This window comes from Streptomyces flaveolus (assembly GCF_000716535.1).
Taxonomy (GTDB): domain Bacteria; phylum Actinomycetota; class Actinomycetes; order Streptomycetales; family Streptomycetaceae; genus Streptomyces; species Streptomyces flaveolus_A.
In genome coordinates this window covers 1-21,596 of the sequence record NZ_JNWV01000045.1, presented here as the reverse complement: position 1 = coordinate 21,596, position 21,596 = coordinate 1, and the positions used below count along the sequence as shown (strand labels likewise).

Below are 21,596 nucleotides of genomic sequence, written 5' to 3'. Positions count from 1 at the left end.
CGGGTACGCGCTCCCGGACGTCCGCCGGGACGCCGTACCACGACGACATCGGAGTCATGCTGTGACCGAGCGGATCCAGTTGCCCACCCTGTCGACCGAGAAGGACTACGACGGGAACGAGTTCTCGCCCATCTACACGACCACCGTGACCGTCGAAGGCGGTGTGGCCTCGCACGGGCGGGCCTCCGGCCGGGCACGCTCGTCCGACGGCGCCCTGGACCTCGATCTGCGCATGCCCGCCGAGCTGGGCGGCGACGGCCAGGGAACCAACCCGGAGCAGCTTTTCGCGGCCGGCTTCGCCGCGTGCTTCCACGGCGTGCTGAGCCTTCTGGCGCGGCAGGAGGCACTCGACCCCGCGGCCATCTCCGTCGTGGCGACCGTCGCCTTCGGGCGGGATCCGCAGGACGGTGGCTATCTGCTGCGCGTCGACCTGGTGGTGCGGTGGCCCGGCGTCGCTCCCGAGGCGGCAACGGCTCTGATGGAGAAGGCCGACGCGCTGTGTCCCTACGCGCGCATGGCATGGAGAGGTACGCCGACCACCATCACGCTCGCCTCCTGACCGGCACGTCCGGCATGAGCGGGCGTCGCCCCCGGCGGCGGCCGCTCATCGCCCGCCCGGTCAGGAAGGGAACCACAGGTCCGCGTCGGCGGTCTCCTCCTTGCGGACGGCGAAGACGGAGATCTCCTTCTTGCAGAGGCTCTGCGGGGGCAGGGCCACGACCAGAGGATGGTCTCCGGGCGAGTCACGCCGATGGTCCCGTTCCGGGGTCGCGGCTTCGAAGAACTCCGCGTTGACGGACCGGTAGTGGGCCCAGTGCCGCGGCAGGTCGTCCTCGTGGAAGATGGCCTCCACGGGGCAGACCGGCTCACAGGCGTGGCAGTCGACGCACTCCGCGGGGTTGATGTAGAGCGTGCGTGAACCCTCGTAGATGCAGTCCACGGGGCATTCCGTGACACACGCCCGGTCCTTGATGTCGACGCAGGGCTGCGCGATGACGTACGTCATCCCTCTCCTCCTCCTCGGACCCGTCACGGGGCCGACTCGGCGGGCCGCCGGACTCATGGATACGACCGGGGACGCCGTCACGTTGTGACACGTGCGCTCTCCCCGGAGTCACCCCGTGTCGGACGTCCGGAGCGGCGCGCGCGTGTCACAAACCTCCGCGTGGCCTGGTCGTAGTCAGTGACACCCACAGCGACGGGAGCAATCGTGGCTATCACCGAACAACGACTTTCGACCATGGTGCTGGTGATCGGCACCGGCGGGGCCGGCCTGCGGGCGGCGATCGAGCTGGCCGAGGCCGGCGTCGATGTCGTTGCCGTCGGCAAGCGGCCCAAGGAGGACACCCACACCTCCCTGGCCGCCGGCGGGATCAACGCGGCCCTGGCCACGATGGACCCCGAGGACAGCTGGCAACAGCACGCCGCGGACACCCTCAAGGAGAGTTACCTGCTCGGCGACCCCCGCACGGCGGAGATCGTCACCCAGGGCGCGGCGCTGGGCATCGACGACCTGGAACGCTACGGCATGGCCTTCGCCCGGGAAGAGGACGGCCGCATCTCGCAGCGTTTCTTCGGCGCCCACAAGTTCCGCCGAACCGCGTTCGCCGGCGACTACACCGGCCTGGAGATCCAGCGCACGCTCATCCGGCGCGCGAGCCAGCTGGACATACCCATGCTCGACAGCGTCTACATCACCCGTCTCCTGGTCCACGACGGGGCCGTCTTCGGGGCCTACGGCTTCGACCTCAATAACGGCACCCGTCACCTCATCCACGCGGACGCCGTCATCCTCGCGGCCGGCGGGCACACCCGCATCTGGCGGCGCACCTCTTCGCGGCGGGACGAGAACACCGGCGACTCCTTCCGCCTGGCGGTCGAGGCCGGGGCCCGCCTGCGCGACCCCGAACTGGTCCAGTTCCACCCCTCCGGCATCATCGAACCGGAGAACGCCGCCGGCACCCTCGTCAGCGAGGCGGCCCGCGGCGAGGGCGGCATCCTGCGCAACGCCCTCGGCGAGCGGTACATGAGCCGCTACGACCCTCAGCGGATGGAACTGTCCACCCGTGACCGCGTGGCCCTCGCCTCCTACACCGAGATCAAGGAAGGCCGCGGCACCGCCAACGGCGGGGTCTGGCTCGACGTCTCCCACCTGCCCCGCCAGACGATCATGAACCGGCTCCCCCGGGTCTACCAGACGCTCCTCGATCTGCAGATGCTCGACATCACGCGCGAACCCATCGAGGTCGCCCCGACCGCGCACTACTCGATGGGCGGCGTCTGGGTCCGCCCCGAGGATCACAGCACCGACGTCCGCGGCCTGTACGCCATCGGCGAGGCGTCCAGCGGCCTCCACGGCGCCAACCGCCTCGGTGGCAACAGTCTCATCGAACTCCTCGTCTACGGCCGCATCACCGGCCAGGCCGCCGCCGCCTACTCGGAGTCACTCACCGCGCAGCCCCGCTCCGCGGCCGCGGTGGCCCAGGCCCGCGCCGAAGTCGACGAACTGCTCGCCGCCGACGGGCCCGAGAACGTGCGCGCCCTGCAGCGCGCCATCCGCAACACCATGACCGAACACGCCGGTGTCGTCCGTGACGAGCAGGGGCTGCGCACGGGCCTGGCGGAACTCGACACCATCGAGAAGCGCATGGAGAACGTCGGGGTCCACCCCGACATCGCCGGCTTCCAGGACCTCGCCCACGCCTTCGACCTCAAGTCGGCCGCCCTGGCGGCCCGCGCCACCCTGGAAGCGGCGCTGGAACGCCGGGAAACCCGCGGTTGTCACAACCGCAGCGACTTCCCCGACATGGATCCAGCCTTCCGCGTCAACCTCGTCTGGTCCCCGACGACCGGAATCACCCACGAGAGCATTCCCCCCATCCCGGACGAGATCGCGTCCCTCATGGAAGACGTCTCCACCGACGGAAAGCTCGTCGAATAGCTCGCCGAACAACTCATCGGACTTCCTGCTTCACAGCGTTTGTCTCAATTCCTGTCACAGAAAGCGTGTGCACCCGGTCTTACCTGGTGCACACCACATCACACATCTCCGAAAGGATCCCCACCATGAAGGTCGTAGTGATCGGCGGTACCGGACTGATCGGCTCGAAGCTGGTCGCCAAGCTCAAGGAGCACGGTCACGAGGCCGTACCGGCCGCCCCCAACACCGGCGTCAACACGCTCACGGGTGAGGGCCTGGCCGACGTCCTCGAAGGCGCCTCGGTCGTGGTGGACGTCTCCAACTCGCCCTCCTTCGCGGACGACGCCGTCATGGAGTTCTTCCGTACCTCGACCACCAACCTCCTCAAGGCGGAGGCGGACGCCGGCGTGACCCACCACGTGGCCCTGTCCGTGGTCGGTACGGAACGGCTCCAGGAGAGCGGCTACTTCCGTGCCAAGCAGGCGCAGGAGGCGCTGATCAAGGACTCTGGAATTCCGTACTCCATCGTTCACGCCACCCAGTTCTTCGAGTTCATGAAGGGCATCGCCGACTCGGCGACCGACGGTGACACCGTCCGTCTGGCCCCGATCAAGATCCGGCCCGTCTACTCCGACGACGTGGCCGCCACCGTCGGCCGCACCGCTGTCGGCACCCCCGTCAACGGGGTGGTGGAGGTCGCCGGCCCCGACGTGTTCCAGCTGGACGAGCTGATCCGGAAGGGTCTGGCCGCCAAGAACGACCCGCGCACGGTCGTGACCGACGTGCACGCCCCGTACTTCGGTGCGGAGCTGCAGGAGACGACCCTGCTCCCCGGCCCGGACGCGCACATCGCGGAGACCCGTTTCGCCGACTGGCTCGCGCAGCAGCACTGAGCCACCGGGCGGGTCGGCCCCTGGGGCAGTGGCCGACCCGCGAGGGGCCTGTCATCCGCGCACCGCGGCACGGCAGGCCCCTTCTTCATGCCCGGCGCGGCGAAGACCGAGACGCCGACACGCCTCGTCACACCCACAGACAGCAACCGCAGAGAAAGCCACTCACCATGCTGATGCAACGCGATCAGACCGTTCCTCCCCGTTCAGGTTCGTACCCGGCGGTGACCGGTGTGTACACCATCGACCCGGTCCACAGCTCGATCGGTTTCTCGGTCCGGCACGCCATGATCTCCAACGTTCGCGGGAGGTTCGAGCGTTTCGAGGGCCTTCTCAAACTCGACGGCTCCGACCCGTCCCGTTCCGAGGCGTACGTGAGTGTCCAGACCGACAGCCTGGACACGGGAGTGCAGGAGCGCGACGCGCACCTCGGGGGGCCCGACTTCTTCGACTCCGTGACGTTTCCCCTGATGGCCTTCCGCTCCACCGGCGTCGTCCCGCTCGGCGACGACGAGTTCCGCCTCACGGGCGGTCTGCGCATCAAGGACATCGAGCTGCCCCTGGACATCGACGTCGTCTTCGGCGGAGCGGGCGAGGACGCCCACGGGCAGCACCGGGCCGGCTTCGAGGGAACGGCCACCCTACGGCGCTCGGACTGGGGGCTGGCCTGGAACACACCGTTGGCGAAGGGGGGTGTCCTCGTCAGCGACAAGGTGACTCTGACACTGGACATCTCCGCGATACGGGTCGACCGGGACGCGGCGGCCTGATCGGATGCCGGTTGAGGGCGGGGCCGAGTCCGGTCACTCGGCCTGCGCTCACGCGGCGGTTTCCGTCTCCCCCGGCGCGCGCGCCGTACGCCGACGCATGGCGGCGCTCCCCTTCCGTCGTACCGCCCCAGATGCCCTCCACGGGGTCCGCGTCGACGGCCCACGCCAAGCACTGCTCCCTCACGGGGCAACGACGGCAGACGGCCTTCGCCTCGTCCGTCTGAATCGCCACCGGGCCACTGTTGACGTTGCCTATCGGGAAGAAGAGATCAGGGTCTTCTTCTTGGCAAAGTGCCCGTTCGCGCCAATCCATGGAACACCTCCTGCGGTGAGGGACGGATACGGTCTCCGGGGGCGGCTCGTCGTGACGGAGTGCGAAGGCGAGGGTGGGCGATACGTCACCGCTCGTCACTTGAGATGACCGAATGGCCGGCGTGTCTGTGACATGGAACCGGTGCCGGGGCTCGCTTTCTCCGAAGGCCGGCGAGGAATCCACCCCGATACTGATCGCGTATCGCGTGCTGGGCGGTGCGGCGAAGGCCGAGGACGTCGTCCAGGAGGTGCGGCTGCGCCGGCAGAGGACCGACCGTACCGCCGTCGTCAGTCCCGGAACGTCCCTGTCCGGCACCACCTGGACATCGACGTGGCCCAGTCGGCCCGCGTCCGCAGACCGGATACCGCGGCTCAGCCCCGTCGACGTGAGGGAGACCGTGAGTCGGGCGCGCGAACACCTGACCGACGACCAGCGGGACAGCGTCGACGGCACCGAGCACCGCAAGCGGCTCGATGCCTTCGTCGCCGCTGCTCGACGACCCGTCAGGGGCCAGGGCGATTCCAGCGGCGCAGTTTGTCGGGGTTGAGGACGACCAAGACCTGGACGACGCGGGAGCCGGCGATGTCGAGGGTGATGACCGCGGCGACCTGGTCGTCGTGGCGGACCACGAGACCGGTGCGTCCGTTGACGGGGTGGGTGTGCAAGGTGGTGCGGGGGTGCCCGGCGAGCAGGGTCAGCAGGCTCCGGGCGACGCGTTCGCCGCCGGTGACGGGCCGCGTCAGCGCGCGGACCTTGCCTCCGCCGTCGAAGTATGCGGTGGCCTCGGGGGCCAGCAGGAACGCCAGGCGGTCGGCGTCCCCGTCGGCGCACGCGTGTCGTACGGCTCGGGCGATCTCGTCCTGCCAACGTGGCGACGTCGGCTGTGCGCGCCGAGCCCGATGGCTTTGACGGGCCCGGTCCGCCGGATCGACGCGTTCCGCCCCGGACTGTCCCACGATGTCCGCAACCGTGCCCGGTGTCATTCCGAAGGCGTCGTTGAGGACGAAAGTCGCCCTCTCGGCCGGTGACAGCGTGTCCGACGTCCGCAGCAACACCGCGCTGGCCTCCCCCTCCAGGCCGCTGACGCGCTGTCCCCTCCCCGACAGGGAGCCCTGGGCGTCCTCCCGACGGCCGGACAGGGCCAGCCGTCCCAGGCAGATGCCACCGACGACCTGGGTCAGCCAGGCCCGTGGTGCCGTTATCCGCGCCCGCTGGTTGTCGGAGAGCCCGTACCACCGCCGGTACGCCTCGTCGGCGACGCGCTCTGCCGCAATGCGGCTGCCCAGCATCCACTGAGCGACCTCCAGCAGATGCCGCCGCTCGTCGAGCAACTCCGCGATCGGCAGGGTGTCACCGACAGGTTCCATACCGCGTCCTCCTTGCGAACGTCCCTCCGGCACCAGGGTTGCCGCTATGGCGTGCGCATCTCTCGGATCCCGAAACCGTGTCACTGAAACACACTGTTATGCGGCCTCGCCGTCGATGTCATTCTCCACGGCAATACAGTGAGTGGTGTCGAACGGGCCGCTCACGAGGTGCCCTTACCCGGGGCGGCCCGTCACACACTCACCTCCTCTCTGGGCGGCAGGGAGAACGCGGTAACAGGGCGCGCTGGACCACGGCTGTCACAGCTCTCCGCACTGCCTGGTCTATGCGGTGTCGACGGCTTGCGGCGCCATTCGCTCAAGCCCTGCGGCGAAGAAGGAGGAGCATGGCAGGGACACACGTCAGGCGACGCGTTCGGGTGATCGCTGCTGGAGACGAGTCCGTGCCCAGGCTTCCGGCACAAGCCGAGGAAGGACGAGAGAATGCCCCGAAGCACTGACCGGCAGACCGATCCCGCCGCCGCCACCGCGTCGCTGGCGGCGGAGGCGGCGCTGCTCGAGGGACGGCTGCGCCTGCTCCGAGAGGCGATCAACACGGTGGACGCTCGCATCGACGCGGTCTCCGAGACCCTACGGCGACTGCAGCACTCGGTGGCTGCGCCCGCTGACGGCCAGAAGCACCCTGGCGGGGCAGGCGACACACGGCTCGATCACTCGACGACCGGCCGCCCCTGACAGAGCACGCGGGCGGATCCGGTGAGTCGTCTCGGCAGTCGACGCGCGCTCTCCGGTGTCCGCCCGCTCCGTTCCGGACCCGCGGGGGCCGCTGCATATGATGTCCGGGTAGCATCCCGCCGGTGTGGGGCCGGGCTGACGTCGCCGGCACATCGGCGGCCCGCCGGAAAAGGGTTGAGGACGAGAGGAACGCATGGGCTCCGTGACTCCCACGGCTCGCAACATCGAGATCACCGCCGAGAGCCTCCGGGAGGACCTGGCCCGGCTGGAGGTTCAGAAGCAGGCCCTGGAGAGGGAACTTTCCGCGGTCACCGCTCACCTCGACTCCGTGCAGCGAGCCCTCAGCGCCCTTCAGGCCCTGTTGCCCATGGCCGCTGCGTCGTCCGCGGCACCCGGTCCTGTGGAGGTACGGCCCTCGGCAGAGCCGGCGCCCGAGCGGCGAGCGACACCGGCGAGCCCGACACAGGACGCTGACGAGAGCCGGGGGACGTCCGACCGCACCGACGCGGAGGCCGAGGCCGAGACCGACAGCGCCTCGAAGTACGGCAAGCTGACCGAACAGATCCTGGCGTACTTCGCCGAAGTCGCGGACACCGACGTCCGTGCCCGCGATGTCGCCGCCGCTCTGGGCCGTGACACCGACAGTGGCAGCATCAACGCCGTCCGGAGCACGCTCGACCGTCTGGTCGGTGCCTCCCGCATTCGCCGTGTCGGCCGCGGCCTGTACCGCGCCGCCAAGCCCTGACCCGGAGACCGTACTTCCCCACGCCGGGAGGCAGTGGCCCGCCCCCGGGCAACGGGTGCTCCTGGCGAAGCGCCCGCCGCCCGGTACGTCACCGCCGGCTCATCCGGCGACGGCGTCCTTGGGCTCCTCGCTGCGGCGTGGGGCGCCGCTGGAGACGAAGGCTTCTCTCGGGTGCTGGACCGAGACGAGGGAAACGATGTCGCGGCCGTAGAAGGCGGCGGTGGCCCACACCGCGAAAACGCGGATCTTACGTTCCCAGCTGGGAACGGCCAGGACGTGGTAGCCCCGGTGCATCAGCCAGGCCGGGAAGCCCTTGATCACCAGGCGCCGGTACTGGAAGATGCCGCGGCCCAGGCCCAGCGTGGCCACCACCCCCAGACTGTGGTGCACGTAGTCCTTGGTCGGCCGGCCACGCAGTGAGGCCAGGATGTTCTTCGCCAGACGCTTGCCCTGGCGGACGGCGTGCTGGGCGTTGGGCACCGTGCGGGCGTCCGGTCGTCCGGCCGCGAGGTCGGGCACCGAGGCGTCGTCGCCGGCCGCCCAGACGTCCGGCACCACCTCGGTGTCCGTACCGACCCGGAGATCCGCACGCACCGTCAGCAGGCCACGTTCGTCGACCGGGAGGTCGGTGTGGTTGTGCACGATCGGATTGGACGCGTTGCCCGCCGTCCACACGATCAGGCCCGAGTCGTACTCCTCACCGTCGGACAGCACGACGCGCCCGTCCTGAGCGGAGACGAGCTGGGTGTTCAGATGTACCCGCGCACCCCGCTTCTCCAGCGAGCGCACCACCCATTCACCGGGCCGGTCGGTGACCTCGGGAAGGATCCGGTCGCGCGCCTCGATCAGGTGGAAGGCCAGTTCTCCGGCATCGATCTCCGGGTAGTGCTTGAGCAGGGCCGTCGCCAGTGCCAGCAGCTCGCCGAAGCCCTCCACTCCGGAGAATCCGCCTCCGATGACGGTGACGGTGAGCAGCTTTCGGCGCTCGGGCCCGCGCGGAAGGGTCGCCGCGCGGTCGAACGAGGTGAGCAGCCGGTCGCGGATCGCCACGGCCTCCTCGACATGCTTCAGTCCGTACGCCTGGTCGCTCAGCCCCGGGATCGGGAACGTGCGCGTGACGGCTCCCGCCGTCACCACCAGCACGTCGTAGTGGAGATCGAAGTCCGGCCCGGTCTCCGGCCGGACCGTGACCGTGCGCGCGCTGTTGCGGATCTCCGTCACCGTGCCCGCGATCAGACGGGTCCGGTGCAGGTGCCGCCGCAGCGAGACCGCGGCATGCCGGGCCTCCACCGACCCGGCGACCACCTCGGGGAGGAACGGCTGGTACGTCATGTACGGACGAGGGTCGACCACGGTGACGCGTGCCTCACCTCGTCGCAGCTTCTTCTCCAGGCCCCACGCGGTGTAGAAACCCGCGTAGCCACCACCCACGATCAAGATCTCACGCACGGTGTCCTCTGTTCCTCTCGGCTTCACTTATGAAGACCGGTCAGAGCCTCGTGGTGTGACATGGCCGAGGGCCGCGATGGGGATTCGCGCGTGGATCCGGGCCGATCTGGCCGTACGCGCCCAGCGTGAGCTGTGCGAGGTTCGGGACGGTACTGTCCGCAGCACCCTCAGACCGCATCGCCCCCATCACGTACCGTTGCAACCACCAGTGGGATTTACCCAGCCGGACACCGCGGCTCCTTCACCGCCGACTCAGAATGCCTCGCCAACGGTGACGTGTCCGCTTCCATGGACCGCGGCACGGACGGATGGGAGAACGGCGCCCGCGCACAGGGCCTTTCCTTCGGCCCGACGACGCGATCGTCACACGCCTGCGTGCCGGCTCCAGTGCGTCTCCAGGATCTCGGCCACCTCCGCGGGCCGCTGAAGCAGAGGCCAGTGATTACAGTCCAACTCGAGCACCGCGGAGGCGTGCAGGGAGGCGCCGAGCCTGCGCCCGAACTCGATCTGACAGGCGGGGTCAAGCGCACCCCAGAAGACCAGGCACGGCGCGGACACCGCGGACAGCTCCGGCTCCCACTCCGCTCCCATCGTCACAGCCGACCGGTACAGCTTGAGGATGGAATCCTTCATCGGGCCGTCCACGCGGCTCGCCATTTCCCGGGCCAGGTCGATGGGCACGTCGAAGCCGGTCGCCAGGTCGTCGGCGAACGGTTCCCTTTGCAGTTCCTCCATGAAGCGGTCGCCTTCAACCTGGTCCTGCCAGATCTTGGCCAACGGGTGCCATTCGTACTCCGAGTTGATCGGCCCGTTGCCTCCCGCCCAGGTACGAACCAGATCGGGACGCAGACAGGCGACGCGGGCGGTGAGTATGCACCCCCAGTCGTGACCGACCAGGTCCACCGGCTCCCCGATCCGCTCCAGCCGTTCGACGAGCCAGTCCACGTACTCCTCCTTCGTGGAGCCGAAGCCGGCCGGGCGTGCCGCACCGAAACCGGGCAGGTCCCAGGCTTCCACGTCGGTCCGGGTCAGGTGCCGCCGCACGCCGTCCCACACTCGGTGGGTGTCGGGGACGCCGTGGATCAGGATGGCAGGCATGAACAGGTCCCTTCGTTCAGTGGACGACGCCTCGCAATCGGGGTCGGAACAGCATCCTGTCACACTGTTGTGTTTCACGGATTCCCTCGTGTCGGTGGACAGTGCGCGTCCTCATGTCACATGATCCGCGCCTGTCCGGTCTGCACTGCTGAGGGCGCCGAGGACGAGCCCGTGGGCCAAGGCATCCCGGGACCGGGTGCTCCGTCCGCCGACCGTCACGGACGTCGCTCCAGCCGATCTCGGTTGTGGCGTGTGGTGCCGTGTGAGAGGGAGGATGCCGTATGGACCAGGCCGATGACGCGGTGCCCATCGCGGATCTGCTCGACGAACGACGGCATCTGCTCAATGTCGCCTACTGGATGCTGGGCACAGGCCCCGAGGCCGAAGACGTCGTCACCGAGACCTATCGGCAGTGGTACGGCTTGTCCGATCTCCAGAGAGAACGCATCACCGACCCCTATGCGTGGCTGACGGAAACCACGGGCTCCATCTGCCTGGCGCGCCTCGTCCTGCCCGAGCGACGGCCCGCAGGCTCGGGCGGGGAAGACGGCGATACGGCGGCGGGACTCCACCGGGCCCTGGAGGAGGAGATCAACGACGCCCTGCTCAGCGCCCTGGGCGCCCTGCCCCCCGTCGAACGGGCGGCGTTCGTCCTCAACGACGTCTTCGCGATGCCACCGCGAGCGGTCGCCGACATCGTGGGACGGACACCACGCGAATGCGCCGAACTCGCCGACCGGGCCCGCCGCAGCCTGCGTGCCAGTCACGCACACCCCACCACACCACAACAGCACGACAGGATCGTCCGCGCGGTCCGGCGAGCCTGCGTCACAGCCGACGCCGCCCACCTGGCGTCCCTGTTGGCACCGGACGCCACCGCGTTCTTCGACGGCGGCGGCAAGGTCCGCGCCCTCACCCGACCGGTGCGCGGCGACCAGCACGTCGCCCGCACCCTCCTCACCCTCCTCACTCCCCGCCGCGACACCACCCTGCACCTCGGCCCCGCCAACGGCCGCACCGCGATCGTCGTGCGCCACAACGACCAGGTCGCCGCCGTCATCAGCTTCGACGTCACGGGCCACCACGTCATCCAGGTCTGGGCCGTCCTCAACCCCGACAAACTCCGCACCTGGAACCGCCCCCACGCCCCCGGCACCCCCAGTTCCACAGCAGTCGAAGACTGAGACGCCCACACACCGTGTACCCGGCCCGCGCAGGTCGCACAGCACAACACTTTTCGACTGCCCGCGACAACTTTTCCTGATCGATCTGTAACAGATCGAGGATGGCCCCGGTCTATGAAGAAGACACGGTTGAAGTCGTTGTGACTTGTTGTGACGTGCTCGGGGGTCGGCCGATGGGGCGGACCGGTGCACGGCAGTCGCACGAGCGCGCCCGTCGGCAGCACCGGTACACGGGGAACGGAGACACAGGATCATGCATCGTGAGACGCCCTCCACTGAGGGCACCCTGGACGAGGCCGTTTCCGTCTTCGTGGAGGTCCGCCCGCGCCTGTTCGGTATCGCGTACCGCGTGCTGGGCAGTGCGACGGAGGCCGAGGACGTGGTCCAGGACGTATGGCTGCGCTGGCAGAGAACGGACCGCTCGGTGGTGGTGAACCCAGTGGCGTTCCTGTCGAGTGCGACGACCCGGCTGGCCATCAACGTGGCCCAGTCCGCCCGAGTACGCCGCGAGACCTACATCGGCCCCTGGCTGCCCGAGCCCGTCGACACGAGCAGCGACCCGGAGGTCGGCGCGCAGCGGGCCGAGGCCCTCGAGCTGGCCCTGCTCCTCCTCCTGGAGAAGCTGAACCCGAGCGAGCGAGCCGCCTACGTACTACGGGAGGCGTTCGACTACGGCTACGCCGAGATCGCCGAGATACTGGGCCTGACACCTGTCAATGTACGGAAGATCGTGAGCCGGGCCCGCAAGCACCTGTCGGCCGAGCAGCGGGAGTCCGTGGATGCGGCTGAGCACCGACGTCTCCTCGATGCCTTCGTCACGGCGGCGCGGACCGGAGACGTCGCGTCGTTGGAGGCTCTTCTGGCCTCGGACGACGTCCGTCCGTCCGGTGGCAAGTCCTCCGGCGCCACTCGCCGTCGAGAAGACAAGACGCTGGGCGCCCCGGTACCGGTCCCGGAGTTCAGGGCGTTGCTGGCAGCCGGCTGACCTGCGGGGCGACGACGGTGATCGTCTGTCCATGGCGCCGGTGCCGACCCGCCCGCGATGTAGCGGCGGCACTCCGCGGCGGTCGCGAGGGTCCGGCGAGCGGTCGCGACGCTGCAGAGGTCGTTTGTCGTTGCGTTTTGAGCAGGCCAGTGGCAACAATTGGTGGGCAAGCTTTCACCGAGACATCACTGCGTCTTCTTCGCTGTGACTACGCTGGTGTCCCCGGATGCGAATGCATCGGCAGACCGTGTTCCGCATATGATGCACCGAAGCGCCCATCCCGGCGTCCGAGTCGAACGCCACCCCAGGTGAACTGGGCCGGGCGCGGCAAAGCTGAGGATGAGAGGAAGACATGGCCCAGGCAACTGGCGCGGCGCGCGACATCGAGGTCACCGCTCAGAGCCTGCACGAGGATCTTGCGCGTCTGCGGCTCCAGAAGCAGGCGCTGGAGAGGGAACTGGCCGCCGTCATGGCCCATCTCGACACCGTCCAACGGGCTTTGGGCGCACTCCAAGTCCTGATGGCGGATCCGGCGAGTGGATCGTCGGCCCCCGCGGACACCGTCGAGGCGGGCCGGCGCCGTGCGCCAGAGCCAAGGCCGGCGCACACGGACATTCCTCCGGCCGGACCCCCCGCCGTGGCGGAGGTCAGCCGAGACTCGAGGCAGCCCAAGAAGCGGCGGGGACCGGACAAGCGAGCTTCCCGGCCCGAGACCGAGGGGAAACGGACCTACGGAGAGCTCACCGAGCAGATTCTGGAGTACTTCTCACAGGCCGGCGACGCCGACGTACGCGCCCGCGATGTAGCGGCGGCACTGGGCCGCGACACCGACAATGGAAGCATCAACGCGGTCCGCAGCACACTCGACCGTCTCGTCGGTGCGTCCCGGGTCCGGCGGACCGGGCGCGGTCTCTACCGGGCCCAGCGGTCCTGAGCGGCTGCGCGGTTGCGACTGTGGTTGGCCCCGGACGCCGATTCGCGGGGGATCGATTGACGTCCGGGGCACTGCACCCGCCCGGCTCCGTGCAGCGGGTGCGGAAGCGCTCCTGAGCTCATGGGTTACCACCCTGCGCCGGGAACACTGTGATCACTCTACCGCATTCCCACAGCACTGAAGCTGACAAAGGTGTGTGTGCAGCCCCTCCCAACACAATGTTGTGACGAGTACGCTGACGCCCTTAACGAAACCGTTCTGGCGAGCGCCCAGGACTTCCCTGCTCACCTGGCGCCGCACCGGTCGTTCGCATCGTGCCCGCCCGATAACAGTGTGATGACATGTTGCGTATCTTCTTGGAGGAGATCGCCCCGCGACGGATCATCGGAAGATGTGAAGCACTCGCAGCAGCCGCAGACACTCCCCCGGACGACGGACGACGCGTCATCGCCGCTGTCCCCAGGCACCCACACGATCACCGTCCCTCACGGCGCCGCCCGCGTCGAACAGCGGTACCACGTCGCCGGTACCGGCCCTGTATGCATCGCTCACTCGGGCGGACCGGGCATCGGCTGGGAATACCTGCGCATGACCGCGCTCGAACGCAGCCTGACCATGGTGTACATCGAGCCGGTCGGCACCGGCGTTTCCGGACGACTCCCCGATCCGCACGACTACTCCGTGACCACGTACGCGCGTCTCCTGCACCATGTGGTCGAACACCTGGAACTGCCTGAGGTCACCCTGCTCGGCCACTCCCATGGTGGTTTCGTCGCCCAGCAGTACGCCCTCGACCACCCCGAGCGGCTCGCTGCCCTGGTCCTGTACGACACGTCACCGGTGGCGGACGAGCAGTTCTGGTCCGCGGCGGTCGCCGCCATGCAGCGGTTCGTGGATCGTCACCTCGACGACCATCCGGAGGTGGCCGATTACGTAGCTGCCCTCACGACCCGCCTCGACCTGCTCAACGACGACGGCGCCACCGCCGTCCTGCGCACGATCATGCCCGCCTATCTGTTCGACTACTGGGGCAGGGAGCACGAGTTCGCACCCGCTCGTCAGGCACTTCGGATGTATGCGGCCCCCACCCGGGGACAGGGCACTCCGTTCGACGTCCTGGACGCCCTGCCCGGGATCACCACACCGGCACTCGTCCTGGCCGGCAGGGACGACTTCATCTGCGGACCGCGATGGGGCCGCCTCCTGCACGAGGGCATGCCCGCCGCCGAGTTGTCGATCCTCGAGGACACCGGGCATCTCGCGCATCTCGAACGGCCCGCACAGTTCAGCGCTGCGGTCCTCGCCTTCCTCCGCGCTCACGGTGTGCTCGGGAGCCGACAGAATCCGTAGCCGTTCCGTCGGACACGAGGTCACGAACGTGTCGGCCACGGATCTCTCCTGAAGAAGGCGATGCGCGGCAGCGGTGACGTCGTCCGTGTGATGGCGATGGTGTCCGACAGCAGCGCGTAGGGGGCTCGGTCCGGCCGGCACCGGGGCGGACACGGTGGTGTCGCCTCAGGACGGTACTGAAGGCGACCGCGCCGACCGGGCCGGAACTCCCGCGAGCGGATGATCGGCGGGCAGCGCGAACAGGGCGACAGCGGCGGCGAGGGTGCCGTCCGCCCGCCGAGCGGCCGAGCCGACCAGCTCCCGCGCAGCCCCTTCCAGACGGCGTCCTGCGCATCCTGCGGGGTGATCCTGGAGCGTTCGAGACGCCGTTCATGACGCGGCCTCGCCGTCGTCCGGGTCGAGGACACCCGGATTGCGTACATCACTCGTGGCGAATGGCCTCCGCGCGGGTGACCTGCCGCAGGGTCGGCAGCGTCAACACGGTCACCAGCAGGACCGCTCCTGCGCCGATGCCGGTCATCGCCAGCATGCTGATCCAGTCGAATACCGCTGTACGGCCGACGAGGTGGAGGAGGGCGCCGCCGAGCGCCGTCCCGACCACTCCTGCGACGAGCATCCCGATCGCCACGGGCAGCGCGGTCTGCCACAGCACCGAGCCGCTGAGGGTTCGCCGAGGCGCGCCCACGGCGACGAGCATCGCCATGACCCGCTTCTGGTCCCTCAGTTGTTCGACCGCGCCGATCAGCATGCTCGTGGCGATCAGAAGCAGGACGACGGCAACACCTGCGAGCAAGGCGCGCCTGATGCTTCCCAGAGCCGTGTCCTCCTTCCGCTCCCCCGGGAAGTCGACCTGGAACTGCGGGCTCAACCGGGCCGCGGCAGTGCGGATGTGTTCTTGGACGTCTTCTTGGGAAGTGCGGTACGCGACGCTCACGACACGGGTCGCGTGTGCGACCGCGGATGCGCCGGCGGCTTCGGGCGTGGCGCGCAACATCGTCTCGGGGAAGGCCCCTTGAGGGTTTCCCGGCCTGGCGCCAACCGTGGCGGTGATCCGGGGGACCTTCCAGTCCAAGCCACTCATGTCCATGCGCATCCTCGTGCCCGTCTTCCACTCCGACGTGTCGTCAGTGCTCCCGTTGCGGGGGACGACCAGGAAGGCGTCGCCGCCTGAGCACGTGGGCACGGAGGCCAGGTGACGAAGTTCCGCGCAGTCGGCGATGCGTACGGTCTGCAGGATCCCGTAGGGAACTTCGCTCACCTGCACTTCGCTGAAGCCGACGACCTGGGTCACCCCGGGGGTCCGGGCGAGCTGGGAAACGTACGGTTTCTCGCCGTCGGCTCCGACAAGACGCACCACGCCGACCTGCGTGTCCGGCGCCGACCGCACCTGTGCCGTGGACCGGTGGTCGCCCGTATGGCCGTTGGAGATACCGGTGAAGAGGGTCTGCAAGGCGATGGCCCCGGCGACGGCTACCACGATGCCGTTGACCGATCGGGTGGCCGCTTCGCTGTGCGACCGCAGCCTGCGCATCGCGAGTTGCCAGGAAAGGGGGCCCGACCCGCCGGCCCGTTCGGTGAGCCGCTCGAGGAGCCAGGGCAGGACAGCGGTCACACCCACGAGCAGCGCGAGCATACCGGCGACCACCGTGAGGACACCTGCGGTGCTCTGAACCGCCGATGCGTCCCGGAGGGACGTCCGCAGGAGCAACAGGCCGAACAGCGGCAGGGCGACGCGCCACCACAGTCGCCGCTTGGCGACGGTGGACCTGCGTACCACTCCCAGCGGTTCGGCCACCACCTTGTTCATCGCCAGGTGAGCGCTGACCAGGGACAGGCAGGGCACGGCGACGACCACCACGGCCGCCAGGGCCGGATCGGGGGTGAGGTCCTGTGCGAAGACACTGAGTCCCTGGACGTCGACCATTTCGACGAACCGGCGTCCCACGGCGAACAGGCCCGCGCCCACGGCGACGCCGACGAGGGAGCCGGCCAGTGTCTCACCGGCGGCGATGCGGGCCGTCATGCCGCGGTCCGCGCCGATCAGCCGCAGCGCGGCCAGTCGCCGGTCGCGGTGTTCACCGCCGAACCTGGTGGCGGCTGCGATGAAGACGGCGACCGGGGTGAGCAGTACCACGATGCCGACGACGGTGAGCAGGACGAGATCGGGGGCCAGGGGCTTGTCCGGATAGACCTTGCCGAAGTGGTCGAGCCGCCGTGTGCCCGCTACGCCCGTCTCCAGGTGCTCGCCGCCCAGGAAGAAGACGTACTCGCCGGGGCCGAGCAGGCCCGAGTCGTTCACCTCTCCTACGACCGGGTGGTCGAGGCGGGCACGCAGCAGCCCGTTTCCGGGCTCCGCGAGCAGTCGTTCGAGAGCCGGCGACACAACCATTTCGCCTGGCCGCGGGTACCTGTCGAGTCCGGGCGGCAGAGGGGCGTCGGCCCCCTCCGGTTCCACCAGCCGGCCGCGGATCGAAGCACCGCGGAACACGGTGTCGATGTCCCTGACCAGTACGGTGCGTCGGGACGCCGGTACGGTCCGGTCGTCCAGGTTGACGTCGATGCGGCTGTGAATGCGCGCGTCGCGATGATGCCGGGCCGTGGGGACCGATGCCGCAAGGAGGACCACGGCTACACCGATTCCGATCCCCGCGGCCATGAGAACGGTTCGTACCACGCTCCCCCGGCCGCCGGTCAGGGCGAGTCTTGCTCCGAGGGCGAGTGCGCTGAACCGGCCGATGCGCCTTCGGCCGTGCGGGGCCGGGGCCGGTAGGGAACCGTGCTGATCTCGTCTGCGTGAGCTCACTGGCTTCCTCTCATGCTGCAGCAGGGCTGTACCTGGCCCGACGGCAGGGAGCAGGCTGGGACCGGAAGGCCGGGTCGAAGCCTGCTGGGACGGCCCACGAGAACGGTCGCCCACTGCGCATGCGACGCACGGCACGGCAGCCATGGACGGGAGTGCGTCCGGGCGCCGGCATGACTATACACAGCGTGTGTAGTGGGTTGTGACTCAACGGTGGCAATTGAGGTTGCAGGCGATGCCCGGCGAGGAAGACATCAGCCTTACGCTTCGACGGTACGCCTATGGTTGCGGGAGCGTTGAAGCCCGTGCGATGAGGCGGGGGCGTAGTCGCTTGGAGCGAACGTCCTCTCCCTGGAGCCGCCGCAGCAACAGGGCCATGGCCTGGCGGCCACCAGGCTGCCCGAGTCGCCGGCGTACGCGGCCCTCGCGCAGATCCGCCGGCGGAAGGCCGACGGGGACGTCGCCGATGCCGAGGAACTCAGCAGACGGGTCGGCCTGACGGTGTCCGGGGAGGCCAAGGCCACCCTGCGCGACGTCTTCGCGCCGGGGCTGCGGCGGCACACGATCTGCCTGTCGCTGGCGTGGCTGTTCAACTGGATGGCCATCCAGGTGTTCTCGGTGCTCGGCACCACCGTCCTCACCCAGGGCAAGCACGTCTCCTTCAGCAACGCCCTGCTGGTCCTGGTCCTGGCCAACGCGGTCGGCTTCGCCGGCTACCTGTTCCACGGCTGGGTCGGCGACCGCATCGGCCGGCGCACCACCATCATCGTCGGCTGGTCCATCGGGGCCGTTCTCACCGGCGTCATGCTGCTCGGTCCCTCCAGCAGCGTCTTCGTCATCGCCCTGTAGGCGCTGTCGCTGTTCTTCCTGACTGGTCCCTACGCGGCCCTGCTGTTCTACATGGGTGAGTCGTTCCCCGCCCAGGTGCGCGGGCTGGGCCCGAACGTGGCGCACACTATGGGCCCCGTCGGCGCGATCGTGGGGTCAGCGCTGCTGACCGGCCTGCTCAGCGCCGGGGTCCGCCTACGTGACCGGGCAGCAACTCATCGTCGACGGCGGTCTCACCGTCCGCTGGCCAAGCTGAAAGAGGTCACCATGCGTCACTCACTCCAGCAGCGTGTCGCCGTGATCACCGGCGCCGCCGGCGGAATCGGCGCGGCGATCGCCGACGCCTACGCGGCTCAAGGGGCACACCTCTTCCTGGCCGACCGCAACCGTCAGGGCGTCGAGGCGACGGCGGCCCGGGCACGGGCGACGGGTGCGAGGGCCACGACCCACCAGATCGACCTCACCGACGCGGACGCCACCCGCGCGATGGTCGACTCGGCGCACCGGGAATTCGGACGCATCGACATCCTCGTCAACTGCGCCGGACTGCTCACCGAAGTGCCCTTCGTCGACATGCCGGTGCACATCTGGGACGAGATGATCGCGGTCGACCTGCGCAGTGTGTTCCTCTGCTGTCGCTGGACGGCACCCATCATGGTCCGCCAGGGTGCCGGCCGCATCATCAACGTCTCCTCGCAACTCGCGCTGAAGGGCGCGGAGAGCCTGGTCCACTACTCGGCGGCCAAGGCCGGGGTCGTCGGCCTCACCAAAGCCCTGGCCCGCGAACTCGCCCCGTACGGTGTCCTGGTGAACGCCATCGCGCCCGGCCCCATCGAGGCGCCGCTCGTGGCCGGGATCAGCGAGGAATGGAAGAAGGCGAAACGCGCCGAACTTCCGCTGGGCCGCTTCGGTGTGCCCGAGGAGGTGGCCCCGACCGCCGTACTGCTCGCCGGTGATCCCTCGGGCAACCTGTATGTCGGTCAGGTGCTCGGCCCCAACAGCGGCGACGTCATGCCTTGAGAGGGCCTGATGTGAGGGTTCTGGGTCAGGGTGCCCGTGCACGCCGCTTCGATTACGGCGTTTCCGCGAGAGCGCGTGGAGCGGCGTGTCCACTCGGCTGGAGCCAGCTCAGTTGTTTGGTGGTCCGCACGTAGCCGTAGATCACCGAGGTCATGGCCAGAAGGAGGAGTGGTCCGAAAATCCCTGGATGTCTGGCCAACTCCATCGGCAGATAGCGGTACGACAGCAAGAGTGCGGCAAAGACCGTGGTGCCGTAGGTGACCAACTGGATTTGCGGTCGGTTCCAGCCATGGGCGAGCGAGCGGAGCGCTGCCTCGATGGTGAGCGCGAACACTACGCCGGCGACGAGATCCGCGCCGTAGTGGTAGCCGAAGCCCAGTGTGGCGCCGAGCGTGGCGATCAGCCAGAACGTCCCTGCGAAGCGCAGGAGCCGTGGTCCCTTACGGGTATGGATGAAGATCGCGGTAGCCCACGCGGTGTGCAGGCTGGGCATGCAGTTGCGGGGGGTGATGTCGTCGTACGACATCAGGTGCGGGGTGGTGATCGACGGGGGCGTGTTCGGCCACAGGTTGGCCACCGCCCACTGCACGCCGCCGGTGCCGGAGGCGCCCGGGCCGTAGGCGAAGACCGGTCCGACCACCGGGAAGATCATGTAGATGCCCGGTCCGAGGAGGCCGATCACCAGAAATGTGCGCACCAGATGGTGGCGCGGGAAGCGGCGCTCGACGGCCACGTTACGCAGCTGGTACAGCGCGACGACCACCGCGGCCACCGCAAGCTGCGCGTACACCAGGTGGAGCAGATGCGTGCCGATCGGGTCGGTGGCTCTGAGGATCCGGCCTGCCAGCCACGACGGGTTGCCCAGCGCGTGATCGGCAGTTGCCACGTACTGGTCGAGCACCATCGGGCGGGCCTTCGCCGTCAGGAACAGCCAAGTGTCGCCGATCCTGCGGCCGGTCACCAGGAGCAGGCCCAGCCCGACGCTCTTCAGCAGCAGAATGCGCTCCGGTCCCGTGCGGCGCGTGACAGCGACGACCGCGAATCCCAGCATCACCCACAACGCACCGTTGCCGAAGAGATGGCCATCGGTCACCCTGGCGTCGACCGCCCACCGCACCAGTACCAGGACGGCGTCCATCCCGATCGCGAGCCCGGCGGCGATGAACCGTTGGCGCCAGGTGAGCACTACCATCATCAGCGCCAGACCGCCGTACACCGGTCCCGGTTTCGGGGCGAATATCAGCTCCCTCACCTGGCCGGTGACAGGCCCTGGTTGACCGTAATGCCGAGCGGCGATCTCCAGCTCGACGAGGAATCCGAGGGCCGCCAATCCCGCCGCGGCCCACACTATTGCTCGCCGTCGACGCCATGCGGCCGGCACGGTTCTGCCGTCTTCTCGCGAGAACACCCGCGACGCTATGGATTTCAATCGTTTTGGCCGTTTTCGAATGAGTCCGACAGATGGAAAGCGATGTGGGTAAGCACCGCGAGTTCGAACATGCTATCGGAGCAACGTGCGCGGCTTGCGGGGGTCGAGGGATCACGAGATTTTCGCTGCGCGGTCGGCAGTCAGGCCCTCCGGGTCTTCGAGCAGGCTGCGGCTACCGACGGCGGCACGCCATCGTGCCGGCCGCCTCCTGCCGCCTCCCGACTCGCAGTCCGTCGCCCCTCGCCTTGGCCTTTCTGCCGACGTGCCGCACGCGGCGCAGTCCCGATCCGCTGTTCAGGCGGTCCGATTGCGGTGTGTGGCCTGGGCCGGGAGGAGCCGGTTCGGGCCCGCGTGCTCGGTGCGGGCAGCCTCCAGCAGCAGGCGCCAGGAAGTCACCGTCGGGCGGCGCCGCAGAAGACTGCGGCGTTCACGCTCGGTCATGCCTCCCCAAATGCCGTGTTCGATCCGGTTGTCGAGAGCGTGGGCGAGGCATTCGGTCCGGACCGGGCAGCCGCTGCACAGCGCCTTCGCCCGATTCTGAGCCGCACCCTCGACGAACAGGGCCTCAGGGTCCGCGGTACGGCACTTCGCCTGCGTCTCCCACTCCAGATCGCCCGTTGCCATCGCCGGCGGCCCCTCCCCTACTGGTGCCCCCTTACGCCTGCGGGGGGCTTGGTGCAGACCGTATGCCCACGACATGGCATGGTGATCCTCTCCACTACCTTGATCTTTAACGGCCGACGTCGAATGGTGCGTCGAACTTGATCACTCGGTCCGGTATCCGCCGTACATGGAAGCGGCCTTCGCCTGAACATGTGCTC

At 68.9% G+C, this 21,596-nt stretch carries 18 protein-coding genes and 3 pseudogenes; 13 read left to right on the top strand and 8 right to left on the bottom strand.

The features are described 5' to 3' along the window. Positions 1–61 precede the first annotated feature (61 nt). Positions 62–559 carry an Ohr family peroxiredoxin gene (locus OO52_RS38665; protein WP_030654635.1) on the top strand — a complete coding sequence of 166 codons (498 nt, stop codon included), beginning with the start codon at positions 62–64 and terminating at the stop codon, positions 557–559. 138 nt (positions 560–697) lie between these two features. Here the strand turns inward: OO52_RS38665 and fdxA are convergent. Beyond that, positions 698–1,006: pseudogene (gene fdxA / locus OO52_RS48480) on the bottom strand (ferredoxin); the annotation flags it as partial. A gap of 234 nt (positions 1,007–1,240) precedes the next feature. Between fdxA and OO52_RS38655 the strand changes: the two are divergent. The 3 genes from OO52_RS38655 (at position 1,241) to OO52_RS38645 (ending at position 4,580) form a co-directional block, all read left to right on the top strand. Continuing rightward, complete coding sequence (locus tag OO52_RS38655; RefSeq protein WP_030654639.1) at positions 1,241–2,941, top strand: L-aspartate oxidase; 1,701 nt, start codon at positions 1,241–1,243, stop codon at positions 2,939–2,941. 125 nt (positions 2,942–3,066) lie between these two features. Next, positions 3,067–3,813 carry an SDR family oxidoreductase gene (locus OO52_RS38650; protein WP_030654641.1) on the top strand — a complete coding sequence of 249 codons (747 nt, stop codon included), beginning with the start codon at positions 3,067–3,069 and terminating at the stop codon, positions 3,811–3,813. A 170-nt stretch (positions 3,814–3,983) separates the two neighbouring features. Beyond that, positions 3,984–4,580, top strand: a complete 597-nt coding sequence (locus OO52_RS38645) for a YceI family protein (protein ID WP_030654643.1) — start codon at positions 3,984–3,986, stop codon at positions 4,578–4,580. Between the two features lie 48 nt (positions 4,581–4,628). Here OO52_RS38645 and OO52_RS48475 read toward each other — a convergent pair. Continuing rightward, positions 4,629–4,893, bottom strand: a pseudogene (locus OO52_RS48475) (WhiB family transcriptional regulator). Positions 4,894–5,005: 112 nt separating this feature from the next. On the opposite strand from OO52_RS48475, the gene OO52_RS52265 reads away from it, so the two are divergent. After that, complete coding sequence (locus tag OO52_RS52265) at positions 5,006–5,440, top strand: hypothetical protein (protein WP_158965154.1); 435 nt, start codon at positions 5,006–5,008, stop codon at positions 5,438–5,440. Here the strand turns inward: OO52_RS52265 and OO52_RS38635 are convergent. Continuing rightward, entirely contained in the window at positions 5,397–6,260 is an 864-nt protein-coding gene (locus OO52_RS38635) for an RNA polymerase sigma factor (RefSeq protein ID WP_030654652.1), read from the bottom strand. The two genes, OO52_RS52265 and OO52_RS38635, sit on opposite strands and share 44 nt — an antisense overlap. Positions 6,261–6,701: 441 nt before the next feature. On the opposite strand from OO52_RS38635, the gene OO52_RS38630 reads away from it, so the two are divergent. Both OO52_RS38630 and OO52_RS38625 read left to right on the top strand, forming a co-directional pair. Continuing rightward, complete coding sequence (locus OO52_RS38630) at positions 6,702–6,953, top strand: hypothetical protein (RefSeq protein ID WP_030939674.1); 252 nt, start codon at positions 6,702–6,704, stop codon at positions 6,951–6,953. Between the two features lie 193 nt (positions 6,954–7,146). After that, the gene (locus OO52_RS38625; protein ID WP_030654658.1) at positions 7,147–7,698 is read left to right on the top strand and encodes a hypothetical protein; all 552 of its coding nucleotides are present in this window, start codon (positions 7,147–7,149) and stop codon (positions 7,696–7,698) included. A gap of 99 nt (positions 7,699–7,797) precedes the next feature. Here the strand turns inward: OO52_RS38625 and OO52_RS38620 are convergent, their stop codons facing one another. Both OO52_RS38620 and OO52_RS38615 read right to left on the bottom strand, forming a co-directional pair. Beyond that, the gene (locus OO52_RS38620; RefSeq protein WP_030654661.1) at positions 7,798–9,147 is read right to left on the bottom strand and encodes an NAD(P)/FAD-dependent oxidoreductase; all 1,350 of its coding nucleotides are present in this window, start codon (positions 9,145–9,147) and stop codon (positions 7,798–7,800) included. Between the two features lie 363 nt (positions 9,148–9,510). Then, a complete protein-coding gene (locus OO52_RS38615; protein WP_030654663.1) occupies positions 9,511–10,245 on the bottom strand; it encodes an alpha/beta fold hydrolase in 735 nt (244 codons plus the stop codon). A 281-nt stretch (positions 10,246–10,526) separates the two neighbouring features. Here OO52_RS38615 and OO52_RS38610 point away from each other — a divergent pair, with 281 nt between their 5' ends. The 4 genes and pseudogenes from OO52_RS38610 to OO52_RS38595 all read left to right on the top strand — a co-directional run bounded on the left by OO52_RS38610 (position 10,527) and on the right by OO52_RS38595 (position 14,698). Beyond that, positions 10,527–11,429: a sigma factor-like helix-turn-helix DNA-binding protein gene (locus OO52_RS38610; RefSeq protein WP_030654666.1), complete on the top strand. Its 903-nt coding sequence runs from the start codon at positions 10,527–10,529 to the stop codon at positions 11,427–11,429. A 253-nt stretch (positions 11,430–11,682) separates the two neighbouring features. Further along, a pseudogene (locus tag OO52_RS38605) lies at positions 11,683–12,342 on the top strand (sigma-70 family RNA polymerase sigma factor); the annotation flags it as partial. A 424-nt stretch (positions 12,343–12,766) separates the two neighbouring features. Then, the gene (locus OO52_RS38600; RefSeq protein WP_030654671.1) at positions 12,767–13,348 is read left to right on the top strand and encodes a hypothetical protein; all 582 of its coding nucleotides are present in this window, start codon (positions 12,767–12,769) and stop codon (positions 13,346–13,348) included. Between the two features lie 393 nt (positions 13,349–13,741). Next, positions 13,742–14,698 (top strand): alpha/beta fold hydrolase, encoded by a 957-nt coding sequence (locus tag OO52_RS38595; protein WP_030654674.1) that lies wholly within the window; start codon positions 13,742–13,744, stop codon positions 14,696–14,698. Between the two features lie 421 nt (positions 14,699–15,119). Here OO52_RS38595 and OO52_RS38590 read toward each other — a convergent pair whose 3' ends face one another. Beyond that, positions 15,120–17,081, bottom strand: coding sequence for an ABC transporter permease (locus OO52_RS38590; RefSeq protein WP_158712617.1), 1,962 nt, complete (start codon positions 17,079–17,081; stop codon positions 15,120–15,122). Between the two features lie 768 nt (positions 17,082–17,849). Here OO52_RS38590 and OO52_RS50205 point away from each other — a divergent pair. Then, positions 17,850–18,347 (top strand): MFS transporter, encoded by a 498-nt coding sequence (locus tag OO52_RS50205; RefSeq protein ID WP_199820027.1) that lies wholly within the window; start codon positions 17,850–17,852, stop codon positions 18,345–18,347. Positions 18,348–18,593: 246 nt separating this feature from the next. Next, entirely contained in the window at positions 18,594–19,346 is a 753-nt protein-coding gene (locus OO52_RS38580) for an SDR family NAD(P)-dependent oxidoreductase (RefSeq protein ID WP_030654683.1), read from the top strand. Between the two features lie 52 nt (positions 19,347–19,398). On the opposite strand, the gene OO52_RS38575 is transcribed toward OO52_RS38580, so the two are convergent. Continuing rightward, positions 19,399–20,754, bottom strand: a complete 1,356-nt coding sequence (locus OO52_RS38575; RefSeq protein WP_051818913.1) for a phosphatase PAP2 family protein — start codon at positions 20,752–20,754, stop codon at positions 19,399–19,401. Positions 20,755–21,069: 315 nt separating this feature from the next. Next, positions 21,070–21,399, bottom strand: a complete 330-nt coding sequence (locus OO52_RS38570; RefSeq protein ID WP_030654681.1) for a WhiB family transcriptional regulator — start codon at positions 21,397–21,399, stop codon at positions 21,070–21,072. Positions 21,400–21,596: the final 197 nt, after the last annotated feature.

Bases quoted from the DNA above. Each gene is read 5' to 3' on its own strand.
- OO52_RS38630 (WP_030939674.1), top strand. From the start codon at position 6,702: ATGCCCCGAAGCACTGACCGGCAGACCGATCCCGCCGCCGCCACCGCG.
- OO52_RS52265 (WP_158965154.1), top strand. From the start codon at position 5,006: ATGGCCGGCGTGTCTGTGACATGGAACCGGTGCCGGGGCTCGCTTTCT.
- OO52_RS38615 (WP_030654663.1), bottom strand. From the start codon at position 10,245: ATGCCTGCCATCCTGATCCACGGCGTCCCCGACACCCACCGAGTGTGG.
- OO52_RS38625 (WP_030654658.1), top strand. From the start codon at position 7,147: ATGGGCTCCGTGACTCCCACGGCTCGCAACATCGAGATCACCGCCGAG.
- OO52_RS38610 (WP_030654666.1), top strand. From the start codon at position 10,527: ATGGACCAGGCCGATGACGCGGTGCCCATCGCGGATCTGCTCGACGAA.
- OO52_RS38655 (WP_030654639.1), top strand. From the start codon at position 1,241: ATGGTGCTGGTGATCGGCACCGGCGGGGCCGGCCTGCGGGCGGCGATC.
- OO52_RS38600 (WP_030654671.1), top strand. From the start codon at position 12,767: ATGGCCCAGGCAACTGGCGCGGCGCGCGACATCGAGGTCACCGCTCAG.
- OO52_RS38570 (WP_030654681.1), bottom strand. From the start codon at position 21,399: ATGGCAACGGGCGATCTGGAGTGGGAGACGCAGGCGAAGTGCCGTACC.
- OO52_RS38580 (WP_030654683.1), top strand. From the start codon at position 18,594: ATGCGTCACTCACTCCAGCAGCGTGTCGCCGTGATCACCGGCGCCGCC.
- OO52_RS38650 (WP_030654641.1), top strand. From the start codon at position 3,067: ATGAAGGTCGTAGTGATCGGCGGTACCGGACTGATCGGCTCGAAGCTG.
- OO52_RS38635 (WP_030654652.1), bottom strand. From the start codon at position 6,260: ATGGAACCTGTCGGTGACACCCTGCCGATCGCGGAGTTGCTCGACGAG.